Here is a 12,949-nt window from a genome sequence, read left to right as displayed (position 1 = left end):
GATGACGATTCAATGGTTTCCGGGACATATGACCCGGGCACGAAGGCAAATCGAAGAGAAGCTGAAGTTGATCGACGTGGCGATCGAGCTGCTCGACGCGCGATTGCCGGCTTCGAGCCGCAATCCGATGATCGGCGACATTCTCGGCCAGAAGCCCCGGCTGGTGCTGCTCAACAAGAGTGATTTGGCGGATCCTGCGGCGACCGAACGGTGGGTCGAGAAGCTGGCGGCGGATCAGGTGCGGGTGCTTCCGATCGACGCGAACACGGGAACCGGCGTACGTGACATATTGCCTCGGGCGAAGGAGCTCATGGCGCCGAAGTACGAGGCGTGGCGCAAGAAAGGGATGGAGCCCCGGCCGATCCGCACGTTGATCGTCGGCATTCCGAACGTCGGCAAGTCGACGCTCATCAACCGGCTCGCCGGGCGGGCCGTCGCCGCGACCGGAGACCGGCCGGGCGTGACGAAAGGGCAGCAGTGGATCAAGTTCGGCAAGGAGATGGATTTGCTCGATACCCCGGGCATCCTATGGCCGAAGTTCGAGGATCCGCACGTCGGGTTTCGGTTGGCGGCGACGGGCGCGATCCGAGACGATATCTTGAACTCGGAAGACGTGGCGTTCTTCACGGCGAAGTTTCTGTGCAAGCGATATCCGGGCGTGTTCCAGGAGCGGTACGGGATCGAGAGCCTTCCGGAGGATCTCGAGGATCCGCATCAGGTCGTCGAGCTGCTGGAAGCGATCGGCCGCCGGCGCGGCGCGGTCATGAGCGGCGGGAAGATCAATCTGACCAAGGCGTCGGACGTCTTCTTGCACGATTTGCGCGGCGGCAAGCTGGGGCGGATTACGTTGGAGCTGCCGGGTTTGATATAAGCCGATCGGCGCGCGTACGCCGCGTGCGGCGGGAAACATTGGGAAGAGCCCATCGAAGACGATGGGCTTTTTTTGCTGTACAATGGGGTTTATCATCGTTTGTTTCGTTGGAGGATCGGGTTTATGCTTACATACGAAAATGAATTATGGACCGCCGGCCGGGCGCTTGTCGCGGGGGTGGACGAGGTCGGGCGAGGCTGCCTGTTCGGCGACGTCGTCGCGGCGGCGGTCGTCTTGCCCGCGGGCTGCTCGCTCGAAGGCGTGGACGATTCCAAGAAGCTGACGGAGAAGCAGCGCGAGGCGCTGCTGCCGCGAATCGAGGAACGGGCCGTCGCCATCGGCGTCGGTCGCGTCGACGCCGAGACGGTGGATGCGATCAATATTCGCCAGGCGTCGCGGCTCGCGATGAAGAAGGCCGTTCGCGCGCTCGGCCTGACGCCGGATTATTTGTTGGTGGACGCGGAGTCGATCGATCTCGACGTGCCGCAGACGGCCATTATCCACGGCGACGCCTTGTCGCTGTCGATCGCCGCGGCGTCGATCGTCGCGAAGGTGACGCGGGACCGGCTGTGCCGGGAGTGGGACGCGCTCTATCCGGAATACGGCATCGCCGGACATAAGGGGTATGCCACGAAGCTGCACCGCGAGCGGCTGCTTGCGTTCGGCGCGACCCCGATGCATCGGCAGTCGTTCCTCGGCAAGCTGTTCGCGGAACGAATGGAGCAGTTGGAATTATTCTGAGCGTCGAACCTTCGCGCGAGCGGATCGCGAGTCGGGAAAAACACGTAACGATTTCGGGAATCGGCGTCGATATATAAGGGTGTTCGCATGAAATCCGGACGGAAGGGGCTGGGAAGATGGACGTCGGTCGATTGATGCGCGCGGCGCTGGGCGAGGCGTCGCCCGCGGAGCCGAAGACGCTCGAGTTAAAGCCCGGACAGGTCGTCCGGGGCATCGTGCTGCAGCTGTTCGCCGAGAATGAAGCCCTGCTCCATATGAGCGGAACGACGATTCGCGCCAAGCTGGAGACGCCGATTCCGGTCGGCCAGGCGACGCTGTTCCAGGTTCAGCCGGATTCCGGTTCGCTCGCCGTCTTACTGAAGCCGTTGTCCGCTTCGACGGTCGACATCGCGACGGAGTCGTTCGCGGGCGTGCTGAAGAGCTTCGGCATGAAGGATACACCGCTGAACCGCGCCGTCGTGCGGGTGCTCCACGAGGAGGGCGTGCCGATGTCGCGCGCGACGAACGGGGCGGTCGCGTCGGCGATCGAGGCGCTGGCGCCATCCGGCGACGCCGAGACGGACGCGCTGCTTCGCGCCGCCGCGACCGCGGCGAAGCGCGGGCTGCCGCCGACCGCGGAGACGGTGCGCGCGCTGCATACGGCGATGACGGGGCCGTCGCCGACGGAGCTGCATCGCGCGCTCGAGACGAGCGCGCGGGATGCGCTGGCCGCGCCGGGGACGAGCGCGGCGGCGAAGCAGGCGGCCACGCGCCTGTTGGAGGTGCTGCAGCGCGCGGACGCGCTGCTGGGGGAGACGCTGCGGCCGCGGGCGGCAGCGGATGCCGGCGCCGCGCGGGCGCCGGCCGCCGGAGCGGCGCCGTCTAGCGCGCCCGGGGCCGCTGCGGCGCCTGGGGCGCCGGCGAGCGCCGCGGGGCCGCAGGCGCCCCAGCCGCAAGCGCCGGGGCCGGCCTCGGCCGCGTCCGGGGCGCCCGCGTCGGCGTTGCCCGCGTCCGGCGCGCCTGCAAGCGCTCCGCCGCCGGCCGAGCCGGAACGACCGCCGCTGCTGTCGTTCCTGAAGCTGCTCGGCGTCGACGCGGAGCGCGAATGGCTGAAGCTCGCCGCTTCGCTTCCCCAGTCGCGGCAAGCGCAGGAGGCGGCGCCTCCGCCGCTGCCGAAGGATACGCCGGAGGGCGGCGAAGCGCCGAAGCCGTCGCCGCTTGCGGAGCGCCCGCTGCGGCCGCTCGACGGGCCGCTGCCGCAGACGGCGACGCCGGCCGCCGCCCACGCCGCGGACGGGACTGCGACGCCGTCCTCCGCGGCCGACAAGGCGCCCGTCGAGACGCTGAAATCGCTGCTGTCGCAAATCGCGGCGGACGCCGACGTGCCTCCGGCGCTCAAAGAAGCGGCGCAAACGGCGCTGCAGTCCGTAACGGGCCAGCAGCTTCTCATGGCCCAAGACAAGTCCGCGCCGTTCGCGCACGTCACGATGTTCGTCCCGTTGAAGGGGAGGGACGGCGCCGGCGACGGCAACGCGTCGGTGCAAATTCATACCCGCCGCGGGAAGAAGGGCGAGCTCGACGCGGACAACTGCCGTCTCTGGTTCCAGCTGTCGCTAGCCTCGCTCGGCGAGACGTGGGTCGACGTGACGGTGACGAACAAAATCGTCGGGCTGCACGTCTGGAACGACCATCCGGCCGCGCAGGCGTTGATGGAGACGCAAAAGTCGGGGATGGAAGAGGCGCTGCGGGGGATCGGATACCAGCTTCTGACGTTCAAGCATTCCACGAAGCCGAAGGAGTCCGGGGACGATCCGTCGCAGGCGCCGGGCGGGCAGAGGAACGTCTCGGCGGCGTACGCCCCGCCGAAGTACAAAGGAGTCGACCTTCGCGTATGACGAAACCACCGAAACAAGCGGTCGCCCTGTCGTATTCGACGGACGCCGCGGCCGCGCCGGTCGTCAAGGCGAAGGGGAAGGGCGAGGTGGCCGAGCGGATCGTGGCGATCGCCGCCGAGAACGGCGTGCCGGTCCGGGAGGACGCCTCGCTCGTCGAGGTGCTCTCCAAGCTCGACCTCGATCAAGAAATTCCGCCGGAGCTGTACCGGCTCGTCGCTGAAATCTTAAGCTTCGTGTACCGCGCGGACCAAGAGGCGCAGGAGCGGGTTTCGAGGAAGGACGGGGATCGATGAGCGGAGGAAGGAAGAAGGCGACCGGCGCGGCCGGCGAAGCGGCGGCGGCCGCGTATCTCCGAAGCGCCGGATACGCGGTCGTCGCGAACAACTGGCGCTGCCGTTACGGCGAGGTCGACCTCGTCGCCTCGACGAAGGACGGCGCGCTCGTCTTCGTCGAGGTGCGCGCCCGGTCGGCGGGCACGCTGGACCGATTCGGAGCGCCGCTCGAATCGATCACGCCGAGGAAACAGACGACGCTGCGCCGGTGCGCGCAGTCGTACTTGCAGCGGCTGCCGTCGGCGCCCGCCGCCGTCCGGTTCGACTGCATCGGCGTCGTGCTCGGCGCGGACGGCGAGCCCGTCTCCATCCACCATATCGACAACGCGTTCTAATCGCCTCCCGCAGATGACGACGTCGCTTCCTTCATATCCCCGTCTCGCAGGCGCTGCCGGCGAACGTCCAACGCCCGATACGTCAGCGCCTCGTTCATATGCTCCGGCTCGATCCGTTCCGATCCTTCCGCGTCCGCGATCGTTCGCGCCACCTTCAACACCCGGTCATGAGACCGGGCGCTGAGCTCCAGCGCGCCGTACGCGCGCATCAGCTTGCCGGACGCTTCGGCGCCGAGCCGGCAAAATCGGTGCAGCAGCTTGCCGGACAGCTCCGCGTTCGAGCGGATGCCGAGCCCTGCATATCGTTCCCGCTGCGCCGCCCGCGCCTTGTCGACGAGCCGGATCAGCGATTTCGTATCCCATCGGGGGCCGCTCCCGACGCCGTACTCGCCTTCGCGCATGCGCAGCTCCGCCTCTTCCGGACGCAGTCGCGGCACGTCCATCGTCATGTCGATCCGATCCATGAGCGGCCCCGACAATCGCGACAAATACGCCAGCTTGCGGGGGAGGGAGCACGTACAGGTACGACTTCCTTCTTCGTACCCGTCATAGCCGCAGGGGCACGGATTCATCGTTCCCGCGAGCGCGAATCGGGCGGGGTACGTGAACGCGCCGCGCGCCCGCGCGATCGTTACCGCCCCGTCCTCGAGCGGCTGGCGGAGCGATTCCAGCGCTGTTCGAGGAAACTCCGGCAGCTCGTCAAGGAACAGGACGCCGCGATGCGCGAGGCTCGCTTCGCCGGGGCGCGGCGTCGCCCCGCCGCCGATGAGCCCTTGGGGCGATATCGTATGGTGGGGCGAGCGGAACGGCCGGCGCCGGACGAGCGCCCCGCGGTCGGCGAGCTGGCCGGACGCGCTGTAAATCTTCGTCACCTCTAGCGCCTCGTCGTCCTCGAGCGGCGGGAGGATGGTGGCGAGCCGGCGCATCAGCATCGTCTTCCCGGAGCCCGGCGGGCCGATGAAGACGATGTTGTGCCGCCCGGCCGCGGCGATCGCGAGCGCCCGCTTCGACTGCATCTGCCCGACCACGTCGGCGAAGTCGAGCTCGTTCGCGGCGCCGTCCGAAGCGTTCCGCTCGTCCGCGGGCCGCGCCCGCTCGCCCGTATCGCCGGCGCCGAGCGACGCGTCGAGCACGTCGCGCAGCCGCGCGACCGGAACGACGTCGATGCCTCCCGCGAGCGACGCCTCCCGCGCGTTCTCCGCAGGCACGACGATGCGCGCAAGACCGGCATCCTTCGCGGCGAGCGCCATCGACAGGACGCCGGGCACCGGACGCACGTCGCCGAGCAGGCTGAGCTCGCCGAGGAACATCGCGCCGTCGGCGACGCTCGCCGGCCATTGGCCGCTCGCGAGCAGGATGCCGACCGCGATGGCGAGATCGAACGACGCGCCTTCCTTACGCACGTCGGCCGGCGCGAGATTCACGGTAATCCGCCGCATCGGGAACTCGAACCCGCCGTTCTTCAGCGCGGCGCGCACGCGCTCCGTCGATTCGCGCACCGCATTGTCGGGCAGGCCGACGATGGCGAACGCGGGCAACCCGTTGGCCAGATCGATCTCCACCGTCACCGTCCGCCCGTCGATGCCGTGCATGCAGGCTCCGTAACAGGTTCCGTACATAAAAAAACACCCCTTCTTCGAATGAAATGCTTCGAAGGAGAGGTGCTTCCTCATCGCTTGCTCGTTAGCGAGGAGTATACCACATTTTCCCGAGAAATTAAATTTTTCACCAAAGTTCTTGTTAATCCGCCGCTATTGGGAAAAGTTATTAGGGGTACAACCAAATTTAATGTCGAATTGCCGCGCACGAAAGAGGAAAATGTTTCACGTTCGTGATACAATAGAGAAGTTGTGTCCAGAGAATCGAATAGGAGGTTTCGAGATGAACATTCACGAGTATCAAGCGAAAGCGGTGCTCAAGCAGTACGGCGTGAAAGTTCCGGAAGGCTACGTGGCGTTCACCCCGGACGAGGCGGTGGAAGCGGCGAAGAAGCTCGGCACGCCGGTAACTGTCGTGAAAGCGCAAATCCACGCCGGCGGCCGCGGTAAAGCCGGAGGCGTTAAAATTGCAAAGAGCCTCGACGACGTTCGCAATTATGCATCCGAGTTGATCGGCAAGACGCTGGTGACGCACCAGACCGGGCCGGAAGGCAAAGAAGTGAAGCGAATCTTGATCGAGCAAGGCTGCGATATCAAGAAAGAATACTACATAGGTCTCGTCGTCGACCGGGCGACGGGTCGCGTCGTTATGATGGCTTCGGAAGAGGGCGGCACGGAAATCGAAGAAGTGGCCGAGCACTCGCCGGAGAAAATTTTCAAGGAAGTCGTCGATCCGTCCATCGGCCTCGCCGCGTTCCAAGCGCGCAAGCTGGCGTACGCGATCAACATCCCGAGTCCGCTCGTGAACAAGGCGGTTCATTTCATGACGGCGCTGTACCAAGCGTTCGTCGAGAAGGATTGCTCCATCGCGGAAATCAACCCGCTCGTCGTCACCGGCGACGGCGACGTCATGGCGCTCGACGCGAAGCTGAACTTCGACTCGAACGCGCTGTTCCGCCACAAGGACATCGTCGAGCTTCGCGACTTGGACGAAGAAGACGAGAAGGAAATCGAAGCGTCGAAATTCGATCTGTCGTACGTCGCGCTCGACGGCAACATCGGCTGTATGGTTAACGGGGCCGGCCTTGCGATGGCGACGATGGATATCATTAAATATTACGGCGGCGAGCCGGCGAACTTCCTCGACGTCGGCGGCGGCGCGACGGAAGAGAAAGTTACCGAAGCGTTCAAGATCATTCTCTCCGACGCCAAGGTCAAAGGCATCTTCGTCAACATCTTCGGCGGCATCATGAAGTGCGACGTCATCGCGAACGGCGTCGTCGGCGCGGCGCGTCAGCTCGGTCTCGACAAGCCGCTCGTCGTGCGTCTCGAAGGCACGAACGTGGAGCTCGGCAAGAAAATCCTGGGCGGGTCCGGCCTGAACATTACGGCTGCCGATTCGATGGCGGACGGCGCGCAAAAGATCGTCGCTCTTGTGAAGTAGAGCCTCATTATACTATAAGGATGTGAGGAGTACCCATGAGTATCTTAGTTAACAAGAATACCCGCGTCATTACCCAAGGCATCACCGGTTCGACCGGGATGTTCCATACGAAGGGCGGCCTCGACTACGGCACCCAGATGGTCGGCGGCGTTACGCCGGGCAAGGGCGGCACGAAGGTCGACTTCACGCTGGAAAACGGGAGCACGGTAAGCCTTCCCGTCTTCAACACGGTGAAGGAAGCGAAGGCGGCGACCGACGCGAATACGTCCGTGATTTACGTTCCGCCGGCATTCGCCGCGGATTCGATCATGGAAGCGGTCGACGCCGAACTCGATCTCGTCATCTGCATCACCGAAGGCATTCCGGTGCTTGACATGGTACGGGTAAGCAAGTACATGGAAGGCAAGAAGACGCGCCTCATCGGACCGAACTGCCCGGGCGTCATCACGCCGGGCGAGTGCAAGATCGGCATCATGCCGGGTTACATTCACTTGCCGGGCCACGTCGGCGTCGTATCCCGTTCCGGTACGCTTACGTACGAAGCGGTGCACCAGCTGACGTCCCGCGGCATCGGTCAATCGAGCGCGGTCGGCATCGGCGGCGACCCGGTGAAGGGCTCCGAGTTCATCGACATCTTGAAGCTGTTCAACGAAGACCCGGATACGTACGCGGTCATCATGATCGGCGAAATCGGCGGCACGGCGGAAGAGGAAGCGGCCGAGTGGATCGCGGCGAACATGACGAAGCCGGTCGTCGGCTTCATCGGCGGTCAGACGGCGCCTCCGGGACGCCGGATGGGCCACGCAGGCGCGATCGTGTCCGGCGGCAAGGGCACGGCGGCCGAGAAGGTCGCGACGATGGAACGCTGCGGCATGAAGGTCGCGCCGACGCCGTCCGAGATGGGCTCGACGCTCGTATCGGTGCTCGAGGAGAAGGGTTTGCTCGAGAAGTGCATCGTTCGTAAGTAAGGATAAACGGCTTCGCCGTCCAATGATGGACGGTATCCGTTTACCGAGACGATTCAGGTGTTGTATCCGTAGGACATACGTTCTGAATCGTTAATTAAATAGAAGCTTTACCATCCGAGCAGGTAAGCAACCTCTCGTTTTCGGCCGAACAAGCCGAAGGCGGGAGGTTTTTTTTATGCGAATTCAGGGGAGGAATCGATCATGAACGAAAACGAAATTATGCTGGCGATTCATGAAATGGAGGGCATCGGTTGGGATACAATGAGTCATATCGTAGACGCGGTGCCGGATTTCCGCAGCTTCTTGGATCGCCCCGCGACGGAGCTTCTGGCCGGATCGAACGTCCCGAGGAGCAAAGCGGCGAAAATCGAAACGCTTTTGACGAATGAATACATTCTAGGTAAACTTAGGTTCTACGAGAGTCGCGGCGTCGTCCCGATCACGTACTTCGATCCGACGTACCCGCCGCTCCTTCGTCACGGCATCGAGAAGCCGCCGTGGGTGCTGTACGCGCAGGGCGACGTCTCGCTGCTGCAGCGCAATTGCTGCGGAATCGTCGGCACGCGGCACCCGACCGCATACGGCCGAGAAGTGGCCGAATGGTTCGGCGCGGAGCTTGCTCTAGCGGGGGTAAGCGTCGTCAGCGGACTCGCCCGCGGGATCGACAGTTACGCGCACACGGGCGCGATGCGGTCGACGGGGGCGACGATCGCCGTGCTCGGCAACGGACTGAACGTCTGTTACCCGCCGGAGCACGAAGCGCTGCAGCGCGCCATCGCGAAGCGCGGCCTCGTCGTCAGCGAGTACAGCTGGGACGCGAAGCCGTCGAAGTTGACGTTCCCGTGGCGCAACCGGCTGATCGCCGGCATCTCGCGGGGGGTGATCGTCGTGGAAGCGGCTTCGGAGAGCGGCTCGCTGCACACGGCGAAATGCGCGACGAACGCGAACCGGGACGTCTTCGCCGTGCCCGGGCTCGTTACGTCGCCGAAAAGCGCGGGCTGCTATCGATTGCTTCGGGCGGGCGCCCTCATGGCGGCGTCGCCGGACGATATTTTGGCCGAATTCGGCATCGCGAAGCCGGCGCGAGGCGCCGCCAAGGAAGATGACGCGCTTGCGCCGGATGAGGCCGAACTGCTCGAGGCGATGGGCGCCGAAGCGGCGACGCTCGATGAAATGATCGTCCGCACGAATCGCAGTTTTGGACATTTGCACACGGTTTTGTTATCGTTACTCGTAAAGAACCGTATCCGGGCGCTTCCCGGTTCGCGATACATCGCAAGAATGAAATGACGGAAATGGGGTGCAGGGGAGATGGCAGCCGATACGCTCGTCATCGTGGAGTCTCCGGCCAAGGCGAAGACGATTGGGAAATACTTGGGCAGCAAGTTTATCGTTAAGGCTTCGATGGGGCATATCCGCGATTTACCGAAAAGCCAGACCGGCGTAGACGTCGAACAAGGGTTCGCGCCGAAATATATTACGATCCGCGGCAAGGGGGACGTTCTTAAGGAATTGAAGGACGCCCGCAAGAAGGTCAAGCGCGTCTATCTCGCGGCCGACCCCGATCGGGAGGGCGAGGCGATCGCCTGGCACTTGGCGCATTATCTCGAGATCGACGAAACCGAGCCTTGCCGCGTCGTGTTCAACGAAATCACGAAGCAAGCGGTGAAGGAAGCGTTCAAGCAGCCGCGGAAAATCAACATGGACTTAGTCAACGCGCAGCAAGCGCGGCGCATTCTCGACCGTCTCGTCGGGTACAAGATCAGTCCGCTCCTTTGGAAGAAAGTAAAGAAGGGGCTGTCCGCCGGTCGCGTGCAGTCGGTCGCGGTCAAGCTCATCTCCGACCGCGAGAAGGAAATCAAAGCGTTCGAGCCTGAAGAATATTGGTCGATCACGGCGACGCTCGCGGAACGGAACGTCTCGTTCGAGGCGAAGTTTTACGGCGAAGGCGGGGAAAAGAAAGACCTCCCGAACGAAGCCGAGGTGAACCGGATTCTCGCGGCCGTCGGCAAAAACGCGTTCGTCGTCGCCGAGATCAAGGAGCGCGAGCGGCAGCGTCATCCGTCGCCGCCGTTCATTACGAGCTCGATGCAGCAGGAAGCGGCGCGCAAGCTGAACTTCCGAGCCGCGAAGACGATGCAGATCGCCCAGCAGCTGTACGAGGGCGTCGATCTCGGCAAGGAAGGCACGGTCGGTCTCATTACGTATATGCGTACCGACTCCCCTCGCATCTCGCCGATCGCGCAAGAGGAAGCGCGGGAGTATATCGCGAAGTCGTTCGGCCCGGAGTTCGTCCCGGAGACGCCGCGCAATTACTCGAAGAAAAATGCGAACGCCCAGGACGCGCACGAGGGCATTCGCCCGACGTCCGTCGCTTACGAGCCCGAAGCGGTGAAACCGTTTTTGTCTAGGGACCAGTTCCGGTTATATAAGCTCGTGTGGGAACGATTCGTCGCGAGTCAGATGACCTCGGCCGTGCTGGACACGGTGACGGCGGACCTCGAGGCGGGCGGCGTCCAGTTCCGAGCCGTCGGCTCGAAGGTGAAGTTTCCCGGCTTCATGAAGGTGTACGTCGAAGGCAACGACGACGGCGTCACCGACGACGACAAGTTTTTGCCGCCGCTCGAGAAGGGACAGAAGCTGAAGGCGGAAGCGATCGTTCCGAAGCAGCACTTCACGCAGCCGCCGCCGCGATACACGGAGTCCCGGCTCGTGCGCGCCCTCGAAGAGCTCGGCATCGGACGGCCGAGCACGTACGCCCCGATTCTGGACACGATTCAGCGGAGAGGTTACGCGGCGATGGAGGAGAAGAAGTTTTTCCCGACGGAGCTCGGGGACATGGTGATCGCGATGATGGAGGAGTTTTTCCCGGAAATTCTGGACGTCGAATTTACGGCGCACATGGAGGAAGACCTCGACTTCGTCGAAGAAGGCAAAGCCGACTGGGTGAAGGTGCTCGGCGAGTTTTACGAATCGTTCGAGAAGCGTCTCGAAGTGGCCGAGGAAGAGATGAAGGAAGTCGAGCTGCAGGACGAGGTGGCCGACGAGCAATGCGAAAAGTGCGGACGCCACATGGTGTTCAAGATGGGGCGCTTCGGCAAATTCCTCGCCTGCTCCGGCTTCCCGGATTGCCGCAACGCGAAGCCGATCGTCAAGGACGTCGGCGTGACGTGCCCGAAGTGCAAGAAGGGCCGCATCGTCGAACGCCGAAGCAAGCGCGGCCGAGTCTTCTACGGCTGCGACGCGTACCCGGAGTGCGATTTCGTGTCGTGGGACCAGCCGGTGTCCGATCCTTGTCCGGACTGCGGCGCTATGCTGGTGAAGAAGCGGACGCGCAACGGCAACGTCATCCAATGCACGGCGTGCACGCATAAGCAGGAGGAACAGGAACAGGACACGGATCAAGAAGAAGCGTAAGTAAAGGAGCTATGAACAGCATGGAACCGCATGTGACCGTCATCGGCGCGGGCCTGGCCGGCAGCGAAGCGGCTTGGCAGATCGCCGAAAGCGGCGTACGCGTCACGTTATACGAGATGCGGCCGGTTCGGAAAACCCCGGCGCATCATACCGATAAATTCGCGGAGCTCGTCTGCAGCAACAGCCTGCGGGCGAACGGCCTCAGCAACGCGGTCGGCGTCTTGAAGGAAGAGATGCGGCTGCTCGATTCGCTCATCCTCTCCGCCGCGGACCGTCACGCGGTCCCGGCGGGAGGCGCGCTCGCCGTCGACCGAGACGGATTTTCCGGCGAGGTGACGACCCGGCTTCGGACGCATCCGAACATCGACGTGCGCACCGAAGAGATGCCGGAGCTGCCGTCCGGCGTCGTCGTCGTCGCCACCGGTCCGCTGACGTCGCCCGAGCTGTCGGAACGCATCCGCGGACTTACCGGGGAAGACTACTTCTACTTCTACGACGCGGCCGCGCCGATCGTCGAGAAGGATTCGATCGACATGGACAAGGTATTCCTCGCCTCCCGGTACGATAAGGGGGAAGCCGCATACCTGAATTGCCCGATGAACGAAGAGGAGTGGAACGCCTTCTACGAAGCGTTGACGACCGCGGAAGCGGCGCCGCTGAAGGAGTTCGAGAAGGAAGTGTACTTCGAAGGCTGCATGCCGATCGAAGTAATGGCGAGCCGCGGCAAGCAGACGCTGCTGTTCGGTCCCTTGAAGCCCGTCGGCCTCGTCGATCCGCGCACCGGCAAGCAGCCGTTCGCGGTCGTCCAGCTGCGGCAGGACAATTCCGCGGGAACGCTGTTCAACTTGGTCGGCTTCCAAACCCATCTGAAATGGGGCGAGCAGAAGCGGGTATTTTCCATGATCCCGGGTCTCGAGAACGCGGAATTCGTTCGCTTCGGCGTCATGCACCGCAATACGTTCATCAACTCGCCGAAGCTGCTCCGCCCGACGTATCAATATCAGGGCCGCGACGATTTGTTTTTCGCGGGGCAGATGACGGGCGTGGAAGGGTACGTGGAATCCGCGGCTTCGGGTCTGATCGCGGGCATTAACGCCGCCCGGTACGCGCTCGGACAAGAGCCGCTCGTCTTCCCGGAAGATACGGCGCTCGGCAGCATGGCGCATTACATCACGACGGCAGATTTCCGCCACTTCCAACCGATGAACGCCAACTTCGGATTGTTCCCGCCGCTCGGAGAGAAGATCCGGAACAAGAAGGAAAAGAACGAACGAATCGCGAATCGGGCGCTGGAACGAATTCAGAATTTTTCGACAATCGTTAGAGCCCCTGTCTTGTAAACGCGATTCTCGCTGTGATACGATGAAGG

General features: G+C 63.5%; 11 protein-coding genes. 10 read left to right on the top strand and 1 reads right to left on the bottom strand.

The window, feature by feature from the left end:
* Position 1: 1 nt before the first annotated feature.
* The 5 genes from ylqF to RIN49_RS16735 all read left to right on the top strand — a co-directional run bounded on the left by ylqF (position 2) and on the right by RIN49_RS16735 (position 4,153).
* Positions 2–871: a ribosome biogenesis GTPase YlqF gene (ylqF, locus tag RIN49_RS16755; protein WP_309121307.1), complete on the top strand. Its 870-nt coding sequence runs from the start codon at positions 2–4 to the stop codon at positions 869–871.
* A gap of 123 nt (positions 872–994) precedes the next feature.
* A complete protein-coding gene (locus RIN49_RS16750; RefSeq protein ID WP_309121306.1) occupies positions 995–1,612 on the top strand; it encodes a ribonuclease HII in 618 nt (205 codons plus the stop codon).
* Positions 1,613–1,728: 116 nt separating this feature from the next.
* Positions 1,729–3,486: a hypothetical protein gene (locus RIN49_RS16745; protein WP_309121305.1), complete on the top strand. Its 1,758-nt coding sequence runs from the start codon at positions 1,729–1,731 to the stop codon at positions 3,484–3,486.
* The gene (locus RIN49_RS16740) at positions 3,483–3,779 is read left to right on the top strand and encodes an EscU/YscU/HrcU family type III secretion system export apparatus switch protein (protein ID WP_309121304.1); all 297 of its coding nucleotides are present in this window, start codon (positions 3,483–3,485) and stop codon (positions 3,777–3,779) included. The genes RIN49_RS16745 and RIN49_RS16740 overlap by 4 nt, the downstream gene beginning before the upstream one ends.
* Positions 3,776–4,153: a YraN family protein gene (locus RIN49_RS16735; protein WP_309121303.1), complete on the top strand. Its 378-nt coding sequence runs from the start codon at positions 3,776–3,778 to the stop codon at positions 4,151–4,153. The genes RIN49_RS16740 and RIN49_RS16735 overlap by 4 nt, the downstream gene beginning before the upstream one ends.
* Here RIN49_RS16735 and RIN49_RS16730 read toward each other — a convergent pair.
* Positions 4,150–5,772: a YifB family Mg chelatase-like AAA ATPase gene (locus RIN49_RS16730; RefSeq protein ID WP_309121302.1), complete on the bottom strand. Its 1,623-nt coding sequence runs from the start codon at positions 5,770–5,772 to the stop codon at positions 4,150–4,152. The genes RIN49_RS16735 and RIN49_RS16730 overlap by 4 nt on opposite strands.
* A 262-nt stretch (positions 5,773–6,034) precedes the next feature.
* Here RIN49_RS16730 and sucC point away from each other — a divergent pair, with 262 nt between their 5' ends.
* From sucC to trmFO, 5 genes are all read left to right on the top strand, one after another.
* A complete protein-coding gene (gene sucC / locus RIN49_RS16725; protein WP_309121301.1) occupies positions 6,035–7,195 on the top strand; it encodes an ADP-forming succinate--CoA ligase subunit beta in 1,161 nt (386 codons plus the stop codon).
* Between the two features lie 35 nt (positions 7,196–7,230).
* Entirely contained in the window at positions 7,231–8,163 is a 933-nt protein-coding gene (gene sucD, locus RIN49_RS16720) for a succinate--CoA ligase subunit alpha (RefSeq protein WP_309121300.1), read from the top strand.
* 201 nt (positions 8,164–8,364) lie between these two features.
* Positions 8,365–9,453, top strand: a complete 1,089-nt coding sequence (dprA, locus tag RIN49_RS16715) for a DNA-processing protein DprA (protein WP_309121299.1) — start codon at positions 8,365–8,367, stop codon at positions 9,451–9,453.
* Positions 9,454–9,474: 21 nt separating this feature from the next.
* On the top strand, positions 9,475–11,580 hold the full coding sequence (topA, locus tag RIN49_RS16710) for a type I DNA topoisomerase (RefSeq protein WP_309121298.1): 2,106 nt from the start codon (positions 9,475–9,477) through the stop codon (positions 11,578–11,580).
* Positions 11,581–11,600: 20 nt separating this feature from the next.
* On the top strand, positions 11,601–12,920 hold the full coding sequence (gene trmFO / locus RIN49_RS16705) for an FADH(2)-oxidizing methylenetetrahydrofolate--tRNA-(uracil(54)-C(5))-methyltransferase TrmFO (RefSeq protein ID WP_375295262.1): 1,320 nt from the start codon (positions 11,601–11,603) through the stop codon (positions 12,918–12,920).
* The last annotated feature ends 29 nt before the right edge of the window (positions 12,921–12,949 follow it).

The organism is Paenibacillus sp. (assembly GCF_031177825.1).
Classification (GTDB): domain Bacteria; phylum Bacillota; class Bacilli; order Paenibacillales; family YIM-B00363; genus Paenibacillus_AE.
Note: the sequence above shows the minus strand (reverse complement) of the source record. Positions and strands in the feature narration are given on the sequence as shown.